We start from the raw sequence: 18,233 nt of genomic DNA, 5'->3' as shown, positions 1-18,233 counted from the left end.
AAAAGGGGACCCGAACTCGAACGAGACAAGCTCATCCCGCTCACCCTCGGCGAGGTCCGACGTCTGCTGGCACACCTGATCACGACCATCCGCCAGCAAGATCATATCTGGCACTGGTCATACTGGCGGCGCCGCCATCAATACCGGGCGCGAACCAGCCACTACCTGCGCAGACTCCGGACCTGAAAGTGCGGCTGGAGTACTAGCCGCGGCGCTGCGGCTCACCACGGTCGGCGCCGGGCTGATGCGCGACGCCGACCGGGTGCGCCTCGACCAGCGGCTGGGTCCGCGCTCGTGGGCCCACCCGCTCGGAACCGACCCGGTCGGCCGCGACGTGCTGGCACAACTCGCCCACGGCGCCGTCCTCACCGTCGGCACCGCCGTCGCCGTCACCCTGATGCCCCTGCTCGTCGGCCTTGCCGCCGGCCTGCGCGGCGTTAAGGCCGACGCCGGGACCGCCGACGTCCTCAACGCACTGCCACCCGTCTTCGTCGACCTCGTCATCGCCGCGCTTCTCGGCCCAGGGCTGACCGCTGCGGCCTGGGCCGCCTGGGTGCCACTGGCCGTGCACACCCGCAGCCTCGCCGAGGAGGTTCGATCCAGCGGCTACTATCGCGCCGACGTGCCCTGCGGCGCCGGAACGGGTCGCCTGCTCAGACGGCATCTGCTGCCCCCCGTTTCCGGGCCGGTCGTCGTACACGCCCTCGCCCGGATCCCGGCCACCGCGCTCACCATCGCCGGGCTCGGCTTCCTGGGGCTCGGCGCCGGCCACGACTCTCCCGAGTGGGGCGCCCAGCTCGCCGCCGCCGTCACCTACCTGGAACGAGCGCCGCTCGCGGTGCTTGGCCCGGTCGCCGGTCTGGGCCTGCTCGGCATCTTGGCGGCTGTACCGGCACCGGGCATGCGGAACCACCAAGCGACGTTTGACGAGGTGGAAGCGGCGGGTTTCCGGGTCTTGGGGGTGGCGTTGGCACGTTCTCCGATGGCCCGGGTCCGGGGCGAGCGCGGTTGACGCACAGCACCGGAATCGGCTGATCGGCCGATTCCGGCTGATGGATGGTGTGATGAAGTTGTGTTCCCGCTCATGTATGCACATCGATGTGCTGGTTGAGTGGCATGTGACGGCTTCGTACACGGGGAAAGACGCATGAGCCGACCTGCGAGCAGTCTTGGTCCTTGGATCGGCGTGTCGACGGTGCTCGCTGTGGCTGTCACCGTCTACATGTTCGCGCAGCCGCAACGTGGGGCCAGTGTCGCGGCGGGGCTCAGCCTGGCCGGCACTCTCGTCGCCACTGGGCTCACGATTCGCACCGCCGTTCGGGCGCAGCAGGAGGCGGTGACCGGTGAGAGCCGTCCGCCGAGTACGGCAGTCAAGTTCTGGGCCGTTGCCGGGCTGGCGGCGAGTCTGCTGGTGCCGTCGTCGGTGTGGGTGTGGAACCGATGGTTCTCCGACCTGGACGTCACCTACGGCAACGCGGTCGATGTGCGCGAGGGGGTCTGGACCGTGGTCGTGCCGGACATCGACTCGGCATCCGGGTGGAAAGGCGGCGAGCTCGTGTTCACGCCGGTCCTCCAACCGGTCAGTGATCTGAGCGACTGCGTCGTACCGTCGATCCTTCGTGTCGAGCCCCGGCTGGACGGGCGCGCCGGCACCGAGGTCCCAGCACGCCACGACGAGCAGAGCTCCATCAACATCCCGGACCGGACGGACCATGTCGAACTGGGGTTGCAGCTCGACGCCCCTGCCGAACAGATCTGCATCGTCAAAGTGTCGTTCAAGGACAGCCAACTGCGTCGATAGCCTGCCGCGGGAAGGGAGACGCGCGTGAACTACTCGAGGCGTGCCCGGTGGGGGCGGTGGATGCTGGCCACCGCTCTGGTCATCACGATGCCGTCGTTGGCAGGATGCCCCGGCGCGGACGTGGAACCTGAGCCCTCCGAGTACCTGTCGGGGGAGGTTCTGATCGGCATCAACACCGACCTGCCGGGCTGGAGTGAGTACTCCAACGGGGTGTGGCAGGGATTCGACATCGCCCTGGGCAGATGGCTCGGCGAAGAACTGGGATTCGACGTCCGGTACGTCAACCTGACCACCAACGAGCGGATAAGCGCCCTGGAGGCTGACGGCGCAGTAAAGCTGGTGATCTCCAATTTCTCTATCACGGATAATCGGCGTGAAACCATCGATATGGTCGGGCCCTACTTCACTGATTCACAGGGCATCTTGACACTCAAGACGAAACCGATCGCCGGACGCAAAGACCTTGTCGACAAGTCTGTCTGCGTCCCGCTCGGATCGACCACCGAACTGCGCCTCGGTGACATGACCGTCGTCGCGACACCGGAGAACACCTTGCAACGCTGCATGGAGCGGCTACGGGCCGGCGAGGTGGATGCGGTCTCCTCCGACCGGGTGATTCTCGAGGGCTTCGTCGTTCACGGCGGCGACGATCTCACTCTGGCGCAGAACATCCGGGTGGGCAGCGAACGGTACGGGATCGGGATCCCCAACAACCGGCCGAAACTGTGTGAATATCTCCGGGACAAGCTGAGCAAGTTCATCGACGATAAATGGGACCAGACGCTGCGGGACGCTCTGCCGGGCGTCGACCCGAAAGATCGCAAACCGAACTCGGCGGCTCTCGATCCCTGCGAGAAACCCGCCACCGAATAGCGGACCGGGACGTCTTCAGGGCAGCAGCATGCGCAGGCCGGCGTAGAGCAGGTAGAGCGAGGTCGGCAGTACCATCACCGGGATCAGGACGAAGATGAACACGGCCTGCCGGATCTCGGCGTGCGCTTGGCGCCGCCCGGCTTCGAGGGCGAGGACCGTCGGCGTCGCCGGGTTGTACCGGACCTGGACAGGGGCACCGGTGGCCAGGTCGGGTAGGCGGTTGCCGGGGAGCTGGACCGTCCCCTGCACCTCACGGCCGGGCTCCGCTTCGAAGCGGACGACCGCCTCCCGGCCGCCGCCCTCGACGTCGAGTTCAAGCAGCGACACTGTCGTCGCGGTGGCGGTCCGTCCCCGCCTGCGCAGATTCCAGGCATGGCGTACCTCGGCTGCCTGGGCTACGAGCACGCGCAGCGCACCGTAGGAGATGAACGAGCCGAGGGCGGAGGCGACGAGACCGTTCAGCACCAGTCCTCCCATCGGCGATGGTCGACCTCTTTCTGCAGGGTAAACCCGAGCGCCGCGGCCGGTCACGTTCACCGCGGCGACCGCACGGCGGCGTGCACCTGGACTTCCGCGCGCCCGCCCGGCGAACCTGGCCCGCACCGACCACCACGACGTCACTACGCCCGACAGGCCGGCTGAGGACCCTGCCCCAAGGGCTTCCTACCGGGGCATCGGGGTGTTCGGCTTGGCAAATGATCGCAGGCAGGCGACCGGCGACATGTCGGGGGTGAGCCGCACGAGGTCGTCGCGGACCGCCGTGGCGGCGACCTCCGCTCGCGACTTCGCGCCGGTCTTGCGCAGGATGTGCTCGATGTGGCTGTGCACGGTGCGCGGTGACAGGAACAGTTCCTGCGCGATCACCTGATTGGAGTGCCCCATCGCGGCCCTGGTCACCACATCGATCTCGCGTGGGCTCAGGGAGTGCGGAAGGCCGGTGGGTCGCGCCTCGACGAGGACCGCAGGCCGGAGACCGGCGAGTTGCTGATGCCGCAGCCGCACCCGGAACCAATCTCTGCCGACCAGCCAGAGCAGGCTCAACCGGGAGTCGGGCCACGAGGCGAACTCCGCGATCAGTCTGCGCAACGTGACGTCGTCGAGCATCGACGGCCGCAAGCGATCGGGGATCTCCACGACCTGGTCCCCGGTGATCAGCGATGCGTACGCCCACTCCGGCACGGCGGTGCTGTCGTCTGCCCACACCAGCCGGTCGACGAGCGCGGACAGGGCCGGCATGACGGCGGCCAGGAGCCGTCGGCATTCGGTGTCGAAGACGTCTGCCCGGCAGATGGAGAGGTTGACGAGGCCGACGTAGCGGCCGCGATGGCGCAGCGCCCCGGTCATGGCGTCACGGAAACCGGCGGGCCGGACGTTCTCGGCGTAGAACCAGCCCTGGCGAAAGGACTGCCCGGCCTCGTCGGAGATGGATTCGGGCAGGTCACTGCCGAGTATGTTGCGGTGCCATCGGGTCTGAACGAACTGTTCGGCCAGCCGGCTGCTGATGGCCGGCTGGTAGCCGATGCCGGCGAACTGGAGATGTCTGCCGGTCGCCGGGTCGACCCCGACCAGGGTGGCGGCGTCGGCGGGAATCAGTTCGCCCAGGGCATGCAGCGCCTCCTGGCACGCTGCCGTGACGTCGCGCTCGCGGGTCAGCATGCCGAGCCGGGTGGCGACCTCGATCTGGTGGTGGGTGGGCACGAGCACCTCCCGGCTGACAGCACGGCATAACGTTCGGGCCCTAACGATAGGGCGGCCGGGATGGCGGTACAAGGTCGCCTGCCGACGGATCGGTATTCCTACGGATGTGGCGTCGGTCGTTCCCGCGCTTTGCTTCTCGGCACCCCCACGGGGCTGAGTCTCGAGAGGCCACAAAAATGAACGATTTCTTCCGTCCTTCCCTGCTGTCGGCCGGCGCGGGCCTGTCCCGGCGCGGCCTGTTCACTCTCGCCGGCGGCATGACCACTGCCACCGCCCTGGCCGCGTGCAGCGGCCCGGAGTCACAACCGACCGCCACCGGCTCCCCCGCGGCCGGCCCGAGGACCATCACGAAGATCGGCTTCGACTATCCGTTCACCCAGCTGCCGCTCTACGCCACCCTGGTCAAGCTGGCCACGGCAGCGGCGCGGCGACAGGGCGTCGAGGTCGTCACCAGCAACGACGCGGCCAAGGTGGATGCGCAGGTCACCAACCTGACCACCTGGGTCGGCCAGAGGATCCCGGCGATCGTGTCGTTCCCGATGGTGTTCGAGGCGACCGAGAAGATCGCGAAGGCCGCGCTGGACGCCGGGCTGATCTGGGTGACCTACGGCGGCACGCTGCAGAACCAGAGCGCCGACATCCAATTCAGCTTCCTCAAGGGCGGCACCCTGCTCGGCGAGGCGGCAGCGCGGTGGGCGAACGAGGCCCTGGGCGGCACGGGCAAGGTCGCGTTTCTGGTCGACGAGACCATTCAACTCGGCCGGGACCGGACCAGAGGCATGGTCGACGCGTTCACCAGGGCGGCGCCGGGTGTCGAGGTGGTGGCGAAGGAACAGGCCATCGACCCGGACACCGGCCTGTCGAAGTCGTCCGCGCTGCTGGCCAAGCATCCCGATCTCAACATCATTCTCGGCGTGACCGACGCCGCGGCCTACGGCGGGTTCAAAGCCCTGCAACAGGCCGGACGGGCGCCCACCGACGCACGGACCTTCGTTGGCGGCCAGGACGGCGCGGTCCCGTCACTGGTAGCGATCAAACAGGGCACCTTCTACCGGGCGTCGGCGGCACTCGCTCCGAACGACATCGCCGACGCCGTCGTCGGGGTGCCGTTGGCGGTGGCGGCCGGCGACTCCGATCCCAGCGTCGACCTCCCGATCACCCTGCTCCAGCAGGCCGACGGCGCGAAGATCGACGACTTGATCGCACAGAACTCCTGAGGCCCACGATGAGTCTTCAAGTGACCGGCCTCGTCAAGACGTTCAACGGCGTACCCGCGCTGGGTGGTGTTGATCTGCATGTTCCCGCCGGGCAGGTGCACGCTCTGCTCGGCCACAACGGCGCCGGCAAGTCGACGTTGATCAAATGCCTGGGCGGGGCGTTCGCTCCCGACAGCGGCTCCATCGACGTCAACGGCGTGCCGCATGCGCGTCTCACCCCGCGAACGGCGATCGCCGCCGGAGTCGCGATCATCTACCAGAACCTGAGCGTGATCGAGCCGCTCACCGCGGCGGAGAACATCTTCCTCGGCCAGGAGTGGACCCGCGCCGGGCTGGTCAACCGGCACGCCCAGCACGAGGCCGCGACCGGGCTGCTGCGCCGGGTCGGCGCGTCCTGCCGGGCCGACGACCGGGTCGGTGATCTGCCGATGGGGCAACGTCAGATGGTCGAGATCGCGAAGGCGCTCAGCCGCAGCGCCTCCGTGCTGGTGCTCGACGAGCCGACCGCCGCGCTGTCCACCGCGGAGAGCACGGTGCTGGCCGAATGCGTCGACGAGCTGCGCGGTCAGGGACTGGCCGTGGTGTACGTGACCCACCTGCTCGCCGAAGTACAACGGCTGGCCGACGCGGTCACCGTGCTGCGCGACGGACTGGTCAGCCACCGCTCCACCCGCCCCGCCCGCGACCGGTCTGCGCTCGTCGCGGCGATCGCCGGCACATCCGGCGCCCCTGTCGCGCCGCTGACGGCCGACGTGCCCGCCGCCGGGCCGCCGCGGCTGGAGGTCGACGGGCTTGCCGGGCCCGGCTTCGGGCCGGTGAGCCTCACGGTCGGCGCCGGGGAGATCGTCGGCCTGTACGGGCTGATCGGTTCCGGCCGCACCCGACTGATCGAGACCATGTTCGGCCGGCGACGCCGGTCACGCGGCACGGTGCGTATCGACGGCCGGACGATCACCCCGCGCAACCCGGCCGACGCCCTCGCCGAAGGGGTCGCCCTGGTGCCGGCCGATCGACGACGCCAGGGCCTGTTCGGCCTGCTCAGCGCGCTGGACAACATGCTGCTGCCGGCGCTGCGCCCCCTGGCCCGCCATCGGCTGCGCCACCGCCGGGCCGAACGGCGGCTGTTCACCGACACCGCCACCGCACTGCGGCTACGCCCGGCCGCGCCGCGAGCGCCGGCCACCGCCTTCTCCGGCGGCAACCAGCAGAAGCTGCTGCTCGGCCGCTGGATCAACCGGTCCCGGACAACCAACCTGCTTCTTCTCGACGAACCGACCCAGGGCGTCGACGTCGGTTCGCGGCGGGAGATCTACCAGGCGGTGGCCGACCTGGCCGCCGGCACCGGCGCGGCCGTCCTGTTCGCCTCCACCGACCCCGAGGAGATCGTCGCGCTCGCGCACCGCTGCCTGGTGATCGTCGACGGCCGGGTGTCCGCGGAACTGTCCGGCGCACGGCTGACCGAGGCGGCGCTGCTGTCCGCGGCACACCTGGCACCGACCTCGCCCGACGAAAGGCGTACCCGATGACCACCCGGCGGTTGTTTACCGAGGCCGGCCGCGCCGCGGCCCTGCGCCATCCCCTGCTGCCGGTGCTCCTGCTGCTGATCCTGGTCTTCCAGGCAAGCACCGGCAGCTTCCTCGACCCCGGCAATCTGCGCGGGATCGCGCTGGACGCCGCGGCCATCGCCATCGTGGCCGCGCCGCTCGCGGTGCTGATCATCAGCGGCTACCTGGACCTGTCCGTCGGATCGACGCTGGCCCTCGGCGGGCTGGTGGCCGGGTGGCTGGCCGGTGAGTCACAGCAACCGCTACCGGTGGCCGTGCTGGGGGCGCTGGCGGCCGGCGCTGCGGTCGGCGCCCTCAATGCGGTGTTGTGCTGCTACGCCGGGCTGTCCTCGTTCATCGTCACGCTCGGCATGCTCACCGCGGTGCGGGGTCTGGGCCAGCAACTGTTCCCGCTCCCGCTCAGCGACTTCGGAACCGGATTCGCCTGGCTCGGCGGTGCCCGGCTGGCCGGCGTCGCCGCGCCGGTAGTGCTCGCCGCAGCCGTTCTGCTCGCCGCGGCGGCCTTCCTCGCGCTCGTCCCGGCCGGGCGTCACGTCTTCGCCATCGGCGTCAACCGTGAGGCCGCGTATCTGTCCGGAATCAACATCCGCCGCATCCCCGCAGCCCTGTTCGTGATCACTGCCGCGGCGGCCGCTCTGGCCGGGGCGATAAAGGCGTCGGTGCTGGACAGTGTCGCCTCCGGCACCTCCGGCCTCGGTTTCGAGCTGACCGTGCTGACCGCGGTGCTGCTCGGCGGCGTGGCCCTCACCGGCGGCGCCGGATCGATCCTGGGTGTGCTGCTGGGCGTGCTGTTCCTCGGCACGTTGCAGAACGGTCTGACCCTGCTCAGCGTGCCCACCTTCTGGCAGCTCATCGCGCAAGGTCTCGCCCTGATCGTCGGTGCCGGGCTCGCCCACCTGACCCCTCACTCCACCAAGGGAGCCCGCCCGTGACGGCAGCGCCTGACCTGATCCTTTTCAACGGAACCGTGTTCACCGTCGACAAGCGGTTCTCGGTCGCCCAGGCGGTCGCCGTGAGCGACGGGCACATCGTGGCCGTCGGCGACGACGACGCCGTGCGTTGCCTGGCCGGGCCGTCGACCCGGATGATCGACCTGGCCGGGCGGACCGTCCTTCCCGGCATCAACGACTCGCACCTGCACGGCGCCGCATACGGGATGTCACGACCGCCGTTCGCCCTCGACCTCGCCTACCCTGCGGTCCGATCGATCGCCGAGGTGGCCGCCACGGTCGGCCGCGCCGCCGCCGCGACCCCACCGGGCACATGGATCATCGGTCTCGGCTGGGACCCGGGGTTCCTCGCCGAATGCACGATCGACCCGCCACGCCTGCCGAACCGGCACGACCTGGACCGGATCGCGCCCGGCCACCCGGTGTGCCTCAACGACTTCTCCGCACACATGGTCTGGGCCAACACCGCCGCCCTGCAGGCCGCGGGAATAACCGCGGACACGCCCGCGCCGCCGGGCGGAGTGATCGACGTCGGCGACGACGGCGCACCGACCGGCATCCTGCGCGAGGCGGCACAGATCCTCGTCCAGCAACACCTGCCGAAACCGACCGTCGCGCAACGCCGCACCGCCATCACCAGCGTCGTCGCCGAATTGCACACCCGGGGAATCACCAGCTACACCGAACCCGGCCTCGGCCCTGGCGGCCGGCAGACACTGTTCGGCGGCCTCAGCGACGACAACCTGACCGCCTATGCCCAGCTCGCAGCCGAGTCGGCGCTCGCGGCCCGGGTCACGGTGCTGCTGCTGCCGGCGCCGATGGGCGGATCGGCGGCCGAACTGGCCACCGGCCTGGCCACCGCACCGCCGGCGTCAGCGGATCCCCGCCGGCTACGGGTGGCCGGTGTGAAGATCTTCGGCGACGGCGTGCCACCGAACCGGACGGCCTGGATGACCGAGGAATACGCCGGCGGCGGCCACGGGTCGCTGTGCGTGCACGGCGCCACGGCGAAAATCCAAGAAGAAGAGCTCCATGAGATGGTACGAATCGCGCACGCGGCTGGCTACCAGGTCGGCGTCCACGTGACCGGAGATCGCGCCATCGACACCGTGGTGAACGCGCTGGCCGCCGCCGACCGCGCCCACCCACGCCCCGACGCCCGGCACTACGTCATCCACGGCGACTTCATCACCTCCAGCAGCCTGGCCCGGCTGGCCGCACACGGATACGGCGTGAACATGAACCCGGCGATCAAATGGACCGTCTCCGACCTGATGGACGAACTGGTCGGCCCGGCACGCTCGGCCTACCAGTGGCCGGTGCGGGCAGCGTTCGACGCCGCAGTGAACGTCTGCGCCAGCTCCGACGCCCCGATCACCGCCCCGGACTGGCGGCAGGGCGTGGCAGCCATGATGCTGCGCGAGTCCAAAGCCAGTGGCCGGGTCAGCGGCCCGGAGCAACGTGTCGGCCTGGCCGACGCGATCCGCGCCTACACCATCAACCCGGCACGGCAGGACTTCGCCGAGGACTGGAAGGGCTCCATCGAGGCCGGCAAGGTCGCCGACCTGTGCGTGCTGGGCGCCGACCTGACCACCGTCGACCCGCACGACCTGCCGGACGTGCCGATCGACCTCACCGTCTTCGACGGCGCCGTGGTGTACGAGAGGACGCTCTGACATGCCGGTACCGAAGCTGCTGATGGTGCTCACCGAGAACTGGACCCTCGTGCCACCCCGCGACCTGCGCGCCCTGGTGCGGCTCGCGGTCGAGGCGGAACAGGCCGGAATCGACGGCGTGATGCTCAGCGAACACACCGTCCTGGGTCCCAGCGCCGGCGGGTACGGCGTGATGGCAAACCCTCGCGACTATGCCGCGCCCGGCAACCAGGACCCGGCGATGCCGTGGCCCAGCTCGATCGTGCTGATGTCCGCCATCGCACAGGCCACCAGCACACTCCGCATCGTGGCCGGGGCGATCATCGCGCCGCTGCGCCACCCGCTGCAACTCGCCAAGGACCTCGCGACCCTCGACCTGCTGTCCGAGGGACGGCTCGTGGTGCTGCCCACGGTGAGCTGGCACCGCGACGAATACGACGCGCTCGCCGTGCCGTTCGCACAGCGGGGCCGGATCCTCGACGAACAACTCGAGGTCCTCGAGGCCGCCTGGAGACCGGGACCGGTCAGCCATCACGGCGCCCGTTTCCACTTCGACGACGTGTGGGTCGAGCCGCAGCCCTGGCGTCCCGGCGGGCCCACCCTGTGGTTCGGCGGCCAGGGCATGCACCCGCCACTGCTGCGCAGGCTCGTCCGCTACGGCGCCGGGCTCAACCCGTTCGGGCCGCTCACCGACGCCGACCTCACGACCGTCCGCACCGCGTTCGCCGACGCCGGCCGCGACCCGGACACCTTGGAGCTGATCGGGGGCATCCGGGCCACCTTCCACGGCAACGACGACGTCGGCGACCTCGACACGGCCCTGCTCGATCTGCCCCGCCAACTGGACCAGGGCTTCACCACGATCTGCTTCAAACCGTCGATGTTCCTCGACGACCCGGCACTCATCGGACCGTTCTGCCGCACCCTCCGGCGAAAAGTGGAGGCGCTGGCGAAATAGCGGCCCACAGCTGGACCGGCCAGCCACACGAAAAGGAAACAACAAGTCTTGGTAATTTTCTACTTACGTTCTCCAACACATCCGCCGTCCGTATCTCAGGAGAACGCATTGATGCGAGACGCAGATAGTCTGATCCGGTGCGCGTTTTACTAGTGGAGGACGACCACCCGGTGGCCGAGTCATTACGCCGCGGGCTCGGTCGATACGGTTTCGAGGTCGAGTGGGTGACCGACGGCCGGTCCGCGCTGGAAGCGGGCCCCTGCGATCTGGTCCTGCTGGACCTGGGACTACCCGACACCGACGGTCTCGACGTGTGCCGCGAACTCAGATCACGCGGGGACGTCCCGATCATCGTGATCAGCGCCCGGTCCGAGGAGATCGACCGGGTCGTCGGCCTCGAACTCGGGGCCGACGACTACGTGTCCAAACCGTTCGGCATGCGTGAGGTGATCGCCCGCATCCGCGCGGTCCTGCGCCGCAGCGCCCAGCGCGCGGCCACCGACCGGCCGGCACCCGCCGCGGCTTTACCGGATCGCCTCACGATCGACCACCGGGCACGGCGCGTGCTGGTCGACGGCGCCGAGGTCGTCCTCGCCCCGAAGGAGTACGACCTGCTCACCTTCCTGTGCGCCGAGCCCGGCCGGCTCTTCTCCCGGGAACAGATCATGGAAGCGGTCTGGAACACCACCTGGTTCGGGGCCACCCGGACGCTGGACGTCCACGTCGGGGCTCTTCGCCGCAAGTTCAGCGGAGTCCTTTCCGTCGAGACGGTCCGCGGGGTCGGGTTCCGCCTGCTGGCGGCCGCATGATCCGGCAACTGGTCGTCACCTACGTGCTGCTGGTCGCGATCGCGATCGCCGCCTTCACGGTCCCGGTCGCCTGGGTGCTGACCGAACAGCTTCGCCAGGACGCCGTCAGCGCGGCGAGCCGGGAAGCGGACACCGCCGCCCTGTTGGTCGCCGTCGGGGACACGCCGTCACAGCAGGCTCTCGTGCGGCTGACCGACGCCTATCAACGTCAGACCCCCGGCCGCCTGTCCGCCGTCTTCGGCGCCTCTGCCTCCACGGGCCGCCCGGATGATGCGATCAGCCGGGCACTGGCCGGCGAACGGGTCGTCGCCTGGGGATATCAGCCCGCTCTGCGCGCCGACGGGCTCGTCGTCGCCGTCCCCGCCCGGGCCGGCGACGGCACGGTGGTCGGCGCCGTCGCGGTGGCGTACCCGTCCGCTCCCCTACGCCAGCGGCAGTGGCAGATCTGGGGATTCCGGGCCGGCCTGGCCGTCGGGGTCCTCATCGCCGCCGCACTGCTCGGCCTGCTTCTGGCGCGGCGGGTGACCAGTCCGCTCAGGGCCCTGACCCGGATGGCCGGCCAGCTCCGCGACGGGGATCTGACGGTCCAGGTGCAGGAGAGCGGTCCGGCCGAGATCCGGACTCTCGCGCGGACACTCAACACCGCCACCGGCACCATCGACAGTCTGGTCCGCTCACAGCGGACCTTCATCGCCAACGCGTCCCATCAGCTGCGCACCCCACTGACGGCATTGCGGTTGTCACTCGACAACATCTCCGACGCGGCCACCGATCCGGCTCTGCGTGACGACGTGGAACAAGCCACGGCAGAGGTGGTACGGATGAGCAGGCTGGTCAACGGGCTTCTGGCGCTGGCGCGGGCCGAGGGGGACGTCTCCGCACCCGAGAAGGTCCTCACCTCTGATGTCATCGGTGAACGCTTCGACGCCTGGCGGGCCGCCGCCGAGGAGAAGCAGATCCGGCTACGACAGTCGGGACCGTCTCCAGGACCGGTCGCCCTGATCACCCGCGGCCACCTCGAACAGATTCTCGACAACCTCCTGGCCAACGCCCTCGAGTCCGGCGCACCGGGCACGGAGGTCACGGTCGCCGCCGGCACCCACCCCGGCCACGTGCTCATCTCGGTCCGCGACCAGGGCCCGGGGATAGCACCCGAACTGCGGGAACAGGCATTCGAGCGGTTCTGGCGCGGCGGCAGCCGGCCCGGCGGCTCAGGACTCGGCCTGGCGATCGTGAAGCAGCTGGTCGAGGACGACGGAGGAACCGTACAACTGACCGGCGACCCCGGCGACGGCCTGACCGTCCTGCTGACCTTCCAGCCCGCGTGACCGGTGCAGGGCCGGGACGGCTGCCGCCCCGGCCCTGCACCCGTACCCCGCTATTCGGGCATGGCCGAAGAGTGGTGGACCACGATCAACCACCTGCCGTGCCGCAACTCGTAGACGTACGTGTAGCGGGCGTCGACGATGCGCCGGCCCTCGGGACCGTTCAGGGTGAACCGGTAGATCCCGCTGTCGACGGCCGTCGTCGCGTCCAGCACGTTGACGTGGGATTCGACGATGACCGCCTGCGGCGAGTTCAGCAGGAAGTGCGAGAAGTAGTCGACGATCGCAGCCCGGTCGGCGCGAACCTGGTTCGACACCGTCGGCAGCAGCACGGCGTCCGAGGCGTACCGGTCAGCGACACGCTGCGGGTCGCGGGTGGCCAGCGCGCGGTTCCACCCGTCGAACAACGACCGGATCTGCTGCGGGGACGGCACCTGCCGCGCCACCACACCTCCACTGTCACGCGGGTGGCTCGTGGCGGCGGAAGCACTGGAAACCGCGACCGGCGCCGCGATTCCCACCGCCGTGGTGGCCGCCAGGAAGGCCACCATTCGCCTGCTCATTCGGTTCACCATGAAAAGCCTCCTGAGGGATGGGAGTGTTGTGCGATCCACCATGCCGAATGTCGTGAAAACACAACGAACGAGAAAAGGCAGCAGTTCGCAAATCTCCGTCAGCCCGATTCAGCAGCCGCAACATCGCAGCAGCGGCCGAACCTTGTGCCGCCGTTTACGCAATGAAAGGTTCGGCAGGACAGGTAGCAACGACCGTTGTCGGTCGTCCTGCCGGTTCGCGCCGGCAGACCGGCCGGAAGTGGTCTCGACCTGGTTGCTTCTGCTGGGTACTCCTGCCTCGTGGACGCGTTGACTTGCTCAGAGGCGGTACTGGGCGACCAGGTCGCGTAGGCGCTGTGAGTTCTCCTGGAGATCGTCGGCGGAGACCGAAGTGGCCTGGGCCGCCTCACGGGTCGCGCCGGTCACCTGGATGACGTGGGTGAGCCCACCGCTGATCTCGGCGCTGCCGCCGGCCGCCCGGTTCAGGTCCCCGGTCATGTTCTGCGTCGTTGCGCTCTGCTGCTCGACCGCCGAGGCGATGGTGTTCTGGTAGTCGTTGATCCGCTCGATGATGTCGCCGATGCCGGAGATCGACTCCACCGCGAGCCGGGTGTCGGTCTGGATCTGCGCCATCCGGTTGCCGATCTCCTCGGTCGCCTTCGCCGTCTCCTGGGCCAGATCCTTGACCTCCCCGGCAACCACCGCGAACCCCTTTCCCATCTCACCGGCCCGGGCCGCCTCGATGGTGGCGTTCAGGGCGAGCAGGTTGGTCTGCTCGGCGATCGCGGTGATCGTCTTGACCACCGTGTCGATCTGCGCCGACGACGTGTCCAGCTGCACCATCGTCTGCTTGGCCTCGCTGGCCACGTCGACCGCCTGCGCCGCGACCAGCGCCGCTTCGGCCGCGCTCTGGGCGATCTCTCGGATCGCCGCGCCCATCTGCTCGGCACCGCTGGCCACCGCCTGCACACCGGCGTTGACCTCACCGGCTGCGGCGTCGATCGTGCCGACCTGACGCGACGCCTCGTCGGTGCTGTGGCTCAGGTTGCGGCTCGCGCTGCTGAGCTCCGTCGACCGGGCGGCGAGCCCGCCGCTGATCTCCGAGACGGTACGCATCGTGGCCCGTACCTGAGCGACCGCCTGATGCACCGACCGGGACATCTCGCCGATCTCATTCGATGCGGAGTCGGCTTCGCGTTCGGTCAGGTCGCCGCCGGCCATCGCGGCGACGACGTCACGCAACGCGATGATCCGATGGTTCATGGCACGGGCCATCATCAGGGCGAACACCGCCGCCAGCAGTACCCCGGCGATCAGCACGGCCGCGATCGTCAGGCGTGCCTGGCCGGCCGCGGTCTGCGCGTCGGCGGCCTGGGCGGCGGCCTGTTCCTCGGACTTGGCGGCCAGCAGTTCGAGCTGGTCGAGGGCTTCGACCACCGCCGGGGTCAGCTTTTCGCTGCGGAACTTCTGCCACTCGTCGAGCTTTCCGGCCTCTTTGAGCGCGCTGGATTGTTTACGCAGTTCCAGGTAGTTGGTCCATCCAGCCTGGAAGGCGGCGATGGCGGTGCGCTGCTGGTCGTCCAGCGGCAGTTTCAGATAGTCGTCGACACGGGTCGCGATCATGTCGTACAGCCCGGAGGCCTCCGTGCCGTACCCCTTGGCCTTCTCCGGGTCGGTGCTGGTCAGCTGCGACAAACCGGCCCACCGGGCATGCCAGATCACCTGCTGCATGTCTTTGACCAGCACCAACGGCTTCAACGACTCGGCATACAGCGCCTCGGTCGCATCAGCGGTGGTCTGCGTCCGCCAGACCCCGACGAGCCCGACGCACAGCGCCACCAGCAGGGCGAGCCCGGCCGAAGCCAGCAGGGCGGCACGGATACTCAGCGCCCGAAGGCCGAAAGCGGACACAGTCATCCTCCAGAGCGGGCCGGGCTGTCGTCCCTTCTGTCTGTACGCCTCATCGGGCGCTACGGCAGGAATACCGGAAAATGCGTGCCGGCATGATCGGTGTCACGCACGGAGGCGCCAGACCGTCAGCGCCGTCGCGGCGACCACGACGGTGGAGCCAACAGACTTGCGGCAGGGCTTGCTGGCTCTCGTTCGCTCTGGATCCGCCAGTCACGTCGACCTCCGGCCAGCGACCGCTCACGTACTCGCGGTGCCCACCGGCGTCCAGGCGTGTCCAGGATGACCGCCAACGGCCCGCCGACCTCACGATACTCGGAGCGACCGAGACCCGTTTCGTTCGTGGAGGCCGATGTGAACACCCGTATTCGTTCCGCCCTGTCCACAGCCGCCGCCTGCACCTTGGCCGCAGCGTCGCTCAACCTTGCCGCGGCGTCACCGGCCGCGGCGTTCGGTGAGGAGACCTACGGCTGTCGTCTCTCGCCGGGCACCGTCCTCACCTGGAAGACCATCTGCACCAACACCAAGCCGTCAGGCCGTTACAACGCGGGTTTCGCCGTTCTCAACACATCTGGCGAATACACCTACCAGTGGACCATCAACGGGGACTACCTGTCGATCATCACCGGTTGCACCGCGACCTCCTCCAGCTGTGCGGTCGCGCTTCCCGGTAGCGACACCGACAGCATTCTCTCGGTCACCGTGACCTACTCGCAGGGCGGACAGAGCGCGACCAGAACCGCATATGCAGTCGTCAACATGTACTGCGGCACCGTCTACTGCTGATCGTCTCCGGTCCCCAACGGCTATCGCCTACAGAACCAACCGAGCCGAGCGGCGATGCCCGGCCCTTCCCGGAACTCGCTTTGATGGAGGCCGTCTCCGGGAAGGAGCATTGTGGACGAGGTACCGCCTGGCACGGCGGGCGTGCGTACGCTGGCGGAGCTGGCGATTGCGCTGCGCAGGCTGCGGCAGCGGCAAGCCCGGGCGGTGGGGTCGGACCGGGTGAGCTACCGGGCATTGGCCAAGTCCGCGGGCTGGTCACACGGCATCGTCGGGGCCTACCTCTGCGGCACCAGCCTGGCCCCGGCGGACCGGTTCGACGTGCTGATCCGGCTGCTCGGGGCGAGCCCGGCCGAGCAGCGGGCCCTCGCCACGGCCCGTGACCAGGTCGAGGATCTACGGCGAGGGAGCGCGACCACGCCGCCGCACGTGCGACACCGGCTCCGCAGCAGTTGCCCGCGGACGTGGCGGGCTTCACCGGCCGGCACCGGGAACTGGCAGCGTTGGACGACCTCGCCGGTGGCGAGCCCGGACGGCGTACCGCTGTCGTCATCTCGTCGGTGTCCGGCACCGCCGGCGTGGGCAAGACCGCGCTGGTGGTGCACTGGGCGCACCGGTGGCGCGGGCGCTTCCCGGACGGGCAGCTCTACGTGGACCTGCGCGGGTACGACCCGGCCGCGCCGCTGACCGCGCACGACGCGCTCGCCACCTTGCTGGAGGCGGTCGGTGTGAGCAGTGCGGAGCTGTCGGCTGGCGTCGAGGAGCGGGCCGCCCGGTGGCGCAGCGAGACCGCCGACCGGCGTCTGTTGATCGTGCTCGACAACGCCGCCTCCGTGGAGCAGGTGCGCCCGCTGCTGCCCGGCACAGCGTCCTGCCTGGTCCTGGCCACCAGCCGGGACTCGCTGGCCGGGCTCGTCGTGCGGCATGGCGCCCGGCGACTGGACCTGGACCTGTTGCCGGCCGCGGACGCGTACGAGCTGTTGCGCCTGCTCATCGGGGTCCGCGTCGACGCGGAGCCCGAGGCGGCACGGCTGTTGGTCGAACGGTGCGCCCGCCTGCCGCTGGCGCTGCGCGTCGCTGCGGAGCTCGCCGCCGCCCGGCCCGGGACCTCGCTGGCCGGCCTGGCGTCGGAACTGGCCGACGAGCAGCGCCGGATGCACCTGCTCGGGGGCGATGGCGGCGATCCCCGTACCGACGTCAGCGCGGTCTTCTCCTGGTCGATGCGGCACTTGACGCCGGTCGCGGCCCGGCTGTTTCGCCTGTTCGGCCTGCACCCGCATACCGACTTCGAGGCGTACGCGGCGGCCGCGCTGGCCGGCACCGACGTGTCCGCGGCCCGATCCACCCTGGAGCTTCTGGCCCGTAAGCACCTGGTGCAGCCGCTCGGCGACGGCCGGTACGGGATGCACGACCTGCTGCGCGCGTACGCGCGGAGCCTGGCGACGGACGCCGCGGAGGACGATCCGCGGGCGGCACTCGGCCGGCTGTTCGACCACTACCTGGCGACCGCCGCCGACGCCATGGACACGCTGCATCCCGCGGAGGCGTTCCGGCGTCCGCGGATCGCGCCGCCGGGCACCGCCACGCCCGATCTGAGCGATCCCGGCGTGGCCCGTGCCTGGCTGGACGTGGAGCTGGACTGTCTGACGGCGGTCGCCCGGCACGCTGCCGAGCACGGCTGACCGGCCCATGCCGTACGGCTCTCCGGCACGCTGTACCGCTATCTCGCCGGAGACCGATACGACGTGGGTCTCGCGCTGCACGGGCACGCTCTGGCCGCGGCGGTGGCGAGCGGCGACGAGGCCGGCATCGCCTCTGTCCTGAACAGTCTTGGCTTCATCAACGGGCGACTGGGCAGGCACGACGAGGCGGCCGAGCAGCTCCTGCGCGCACGGGAATCGTTCCAGCGGGTCGGCGACCGCATCGGCGAGGGGCGGACGCTGGGCAACCTCGGCACTGTCGAGTCGGCCCGGGGCCGCCTGCAGCGCTCCGCCGACTATCAGACGCAGGCGCTGGAGGTCTTCCTCAGCGTCGGCGACGCCCTAGGCCGTGTTTCACATTGCTCGGAGCCACTGGTCGATGATGGCAATGATGACGGTGGCTTCGAACCGGACGGCGAGCTTGTCGTAACGGGTGG

17 protein-coding genes and 2 pseudogenes are annotated in these 18,233 nt (G+C 69.6%); 15 read left to right on the top strand and 4 right to left on the bottom strand.

Annotation, left to right across the window (positions count from 1 at the left end; genetic code table 11):
* The 4 genes and pseudogenes from AB0E94_RS50590 to AB0E94_RS50575 form a co-directional block, all read left to right on the top strand.
* A pseudogene (locus AB0E94_RS50590) lies at positions 1–186 on the top strand (IS701 family transposase); the annotation flags it as partial.
* Between the two features lie 58 nt (positions 187–244).
* Positions 245–1,012, top strand: a complete 768-nt coding sequence (locus tag AB0E94_RS50585; protein WP_360343379.1) for an ABC transporter permease subunit — start codon at positions 245–247, stop codon at positions 1,010–1,012.
* 192 nt (positions 1,013–1,204) lie between these two features.
* Positions 1,205–1,801, top strand: a complete 597-nt coding sequence (locus AB0E94_RS50580) for a hypothetical protein (protein ID WP_360343376.1) — start codon at positions 1,205–1,207, stop codon at positions 1,799–1,801.
* Positions 1,802–1,825: 24 nt separating this feature from the next.
* Complete coding sequence (locus AB0E94_RS50575) at positions 1,826–2,674, top strand: transporter substrate-binding domain-containing protein (RefSeq protein WP_360343373.1); 849 nt, start codon at positions 1,826–1,828, stop codon at positions 2,672–2,674.
* Between the two features lie 15 nt (positions 2,675–2,689).
* On the opposite strand, the gene AB0E94_RS50570 is transcribed toward AB0E94_RS50575, so the two are convergent.
* Both AB0E94_RS50570 and AB0E94_RS50565 read right to left on the bottom strand, forming a co-directional pair.
* Entirely contained in the window at positions 2,690–3,139 is a 450-nt protein-coding gene (locus AB0E94_RS50570) for a DUF3592 domain-containing protein (protein WP_360343370.1), read from the bottom strand.
* A gap of 198 nt (positions 3,140–3,337) precedes the next feature.
* Positions 3,338–4,372, bottom strand: coding sequence for a LuxR C-terminal-related transcriptional regulator (locus tag AB0E94_RS50565; RefSeq protein ID WP_360343367.1), 1,035 nt, complete (start codon positions 4,370–4,372; stop codon positions 3,338–3,340).
* Positions 4,373–4,548: 176 nt separating this feature from the next.
* Between AB0E94_RS50565 and AB0E94_RS50560 the strand changes: the two genes are divergently transcribed.
* The 7 genes from AB0E94_RS50560 to AB0E94_RS50530 all read left to right on the top strand — a co-directional run bounded on the left by AB0E94_RS50560 (position 4,549) and on the right by AB0E94_RS50530 (position 12,854).
* Positions 4,549–5,589, top strand: coding sequence for a sugar ABC transporter substrate-binding protein (locus AB0E94_RS50560; RefSeq protein WP_360343364.1), 1,041 nt, complete (start codon positions 4,549–4,551; stop codon positions 5,587–5,589).
* An 8-nt stretch (positions 5,590–5,597) separates the two neighbouring features.
* Positions 5,598–7,115 carry a sugar ABC transporter ATP-binding protein gene (locus AB0E94_RS50555; protein ID WP_360343361.1) on the top strand — a complete coding sequence of 506 codons (1,518 nt, stop codon included), beginning with the start codon at positions 5,598–5,600 and terminating at the stop codon, positions 7,113–7,115.
* Entirely contained in the window at positions 7,112–8,086 is a 975-nt protein-coding gene (locus tag AB0E94_RS50550) for an ABC transporter permease (RefSeq protein WP_360343358.1), read from the top strand. Before AB0E94_RS50555 ends, AB0E94_RS50550 begins: the two co-directional genes overlap by 4 nt.
* Complete coding sequence (locus tag AB0E94_RS50545) at positions 8,083–9,780, top strand: amidohydrolase (protein WP_360343355.1); 1,698 nt, start codon at positions 8,083–8,085, stop codon at positions 9,778–9,780. The genes AB0E94_RS50550 and AB0E94_RS50545 overlap by 4 nt, the downstream gene beginning before the upstream one ends.
* Before the next feature lies 1 nt (position 9,781).
* Positions 9,782–10,717 carry a TIGR03619 family F420-dependent LLM class oxidoreductase gene (locus AB0E94_RS50540; RefSeq protein ID WP_360343352.1) on the top strand — a complete coding sequence of 312 codons (936 nt, stop codon included), beginning with the start codon at positions 9,782–9,784 and terminating at the stop codon, positions 10,715–10,717.
* A gap of 137 nt (positions 10,718–10,854) precedes the next feature.
* A complete protein-coding gene (locus AB0E94_RS50535) occupies positions 10,855–11,526 on the top strand; it encodes a response regulator transcription factor (RefSeq protein ID WP_360343349.1) in 672 nt (223 codons plus the stop codon).
* Positions 11,523–12,854: a HAMP domain-containing sensor histidine kinase gene (locus tag AB0E94_RS50530; protein WP_360343346.1), complete on the top strand. Its 1,332-nt coding sequence runs from the start codon at positions 11,523–11,525 to the stop codon at positions 12,852–12,854. Before AB0E94_RS50535 ends, AB0E94_RS50530 begins: the two co-directional genes overlap by 4 nt.
* 50 nt (positions 12,855–12,904) lie before the next feature.
* On the opposite strand, the gene AB0E94_RS50525 is transcribed toward AB0E94_RS50530, so the two are convergent.
* Positions 12,905–13,414: an SgcJ/EcaC family oxidoreductase gene (locus AB0E94_RS50525; RefSeq protein WP_360343343.1), complete on the bottom strand. Its 510-nt coding sequence runs from the start codon at positions 13,412–13,414 to the stop codon at positions 12,905–12,907.
* A 309-nt stretch (positions 13,415–13,723) separates the two neighbouring features.
* Entirely contained in the window at positions 13,724–15,322 is a 1,599-nt protein-coding gene (locus tag AB0E94_RS50520) for a methyl-accepting chemotaxis protein (protein ID WP_360343340.1), read from the bottom strand.
* 345 nt (positions 15,323–15,667) lie between these two features.
* Here AB0E94_RS50520 and AB0E94_RS50515 point away from each other — a divergent pair, with 345 nt between their 5' ends.
* From AB0E94_RS50515 to AB0E94_RS50500, 4 genes and pseudogenes are all read left to right on the top strand, one after another.
* Entirely contained in the window at positions 15,668–16,099 is a 432-nt protein-coding gene (locus tag AB0E94_RS50515) for a hypothetical protein (protein WP_360343337.1), read from the top strand.
* A gap of 111 nt (positions 16,100–16,210) precedes the next feature.
* Positions 16,211–16,453, top strand: a pseudogene (locus tag AB0E94_RS50510) (helix-turn-helix domain-containing protein); the annotation flags it as partial.
* A 107-nt stretch (positions 16,454–16,560) separates the two neighbouring features.
* On the top strand, positions 16,561–17,778 hold the full coding sequence (locus AB0E94_RS50505; RefSeq protein WP_360343334.1) for an NB-ARC domain-containing protein: 1,218 nt from the start codon (positions 16,561–16,563) through the stop codon (positions 17,776–17,778).
* Positions 17,779–17,841: 63 nt separating this feature from the next.
* On the top strand, positions 17,842–18,233 hold a 392-nt coding region (locus AB0E94_RS50500), incomplete at its 3' end, for a tetratricopeptide repeat protein (protein WP_360343331.1).

Source organism: Actinoplanes sp. NPDC026670 (genome assembly GCF_040638175.1).
GTDB lineage: Bacteria > Actinomycetota > Actinomycetes > Mycobacteriales > Micromonosporaceae > Actinoplanes.
This window is presented reverse-complemented; position numbering and strand designations above follow the sequence as displayed.

Bases quoted from the DNA above. Each gene is read 5' to 3' on its own strand.
- AB0E94_RS50585 (WP_360343379.1), top strand. From the start codon at position 245: ATGCGCGACGCCGACCGGGTGCGCCTCGACCAGCGGCTGGGTCCGCGC.
- AB0E94_RS50560 (WP_360343364.1), top strand. From the start codon at position 4,549: ATGAACGATTTCTTCCGTCCTTCCCTGCTGTCGGCCGGCGCGGGCCTG.
- AB0E94_RS50555 (WP_360343361.1), top strand. From the start codon at position 5,598: ATGAGTCTTCAAGTGACCGGCCTCGTCAAGACGTTCAACGGCGTACCC.
- AB0E94_RS50550 (WP_360343358.1), top strand. From the start codon at position 7,112: ATGACCACCCGGCGGTTGTTTACCGAGGCCGGCCGCGCCGCGGCCCTG.
- AB0E94_RS50540 (WP_360343352.1), top strand. From the start codon at position 9,782: ATGCCGGTACCGAAGCTGCTGATGGTGCTCACCGAGAACTGGACCCTC.
- AB0E94_RS50530 (WP_360343346.1), top strand. From the start codon at position 11,523: ATGATCCGGCAACTGGTCGTCACCTACGTGCTGCTGGTCGCGATCGCG.
- AB0E94_RS50525 (WP_360343343.1), bottom strand. From the start codon at position 13,414: ATGAGCAGGCGAATGGTGGCCTTCCTGGCGGCCACCACGGCGGTGGGA.
- AB0E94_RS50520 (WP_360343340.1), bottom strand. From the start codon at position 15,322: ATGACTGTGTCCGCTTTCGGCCTTCGGGCGCTGAGTATCCGTGCCGCC.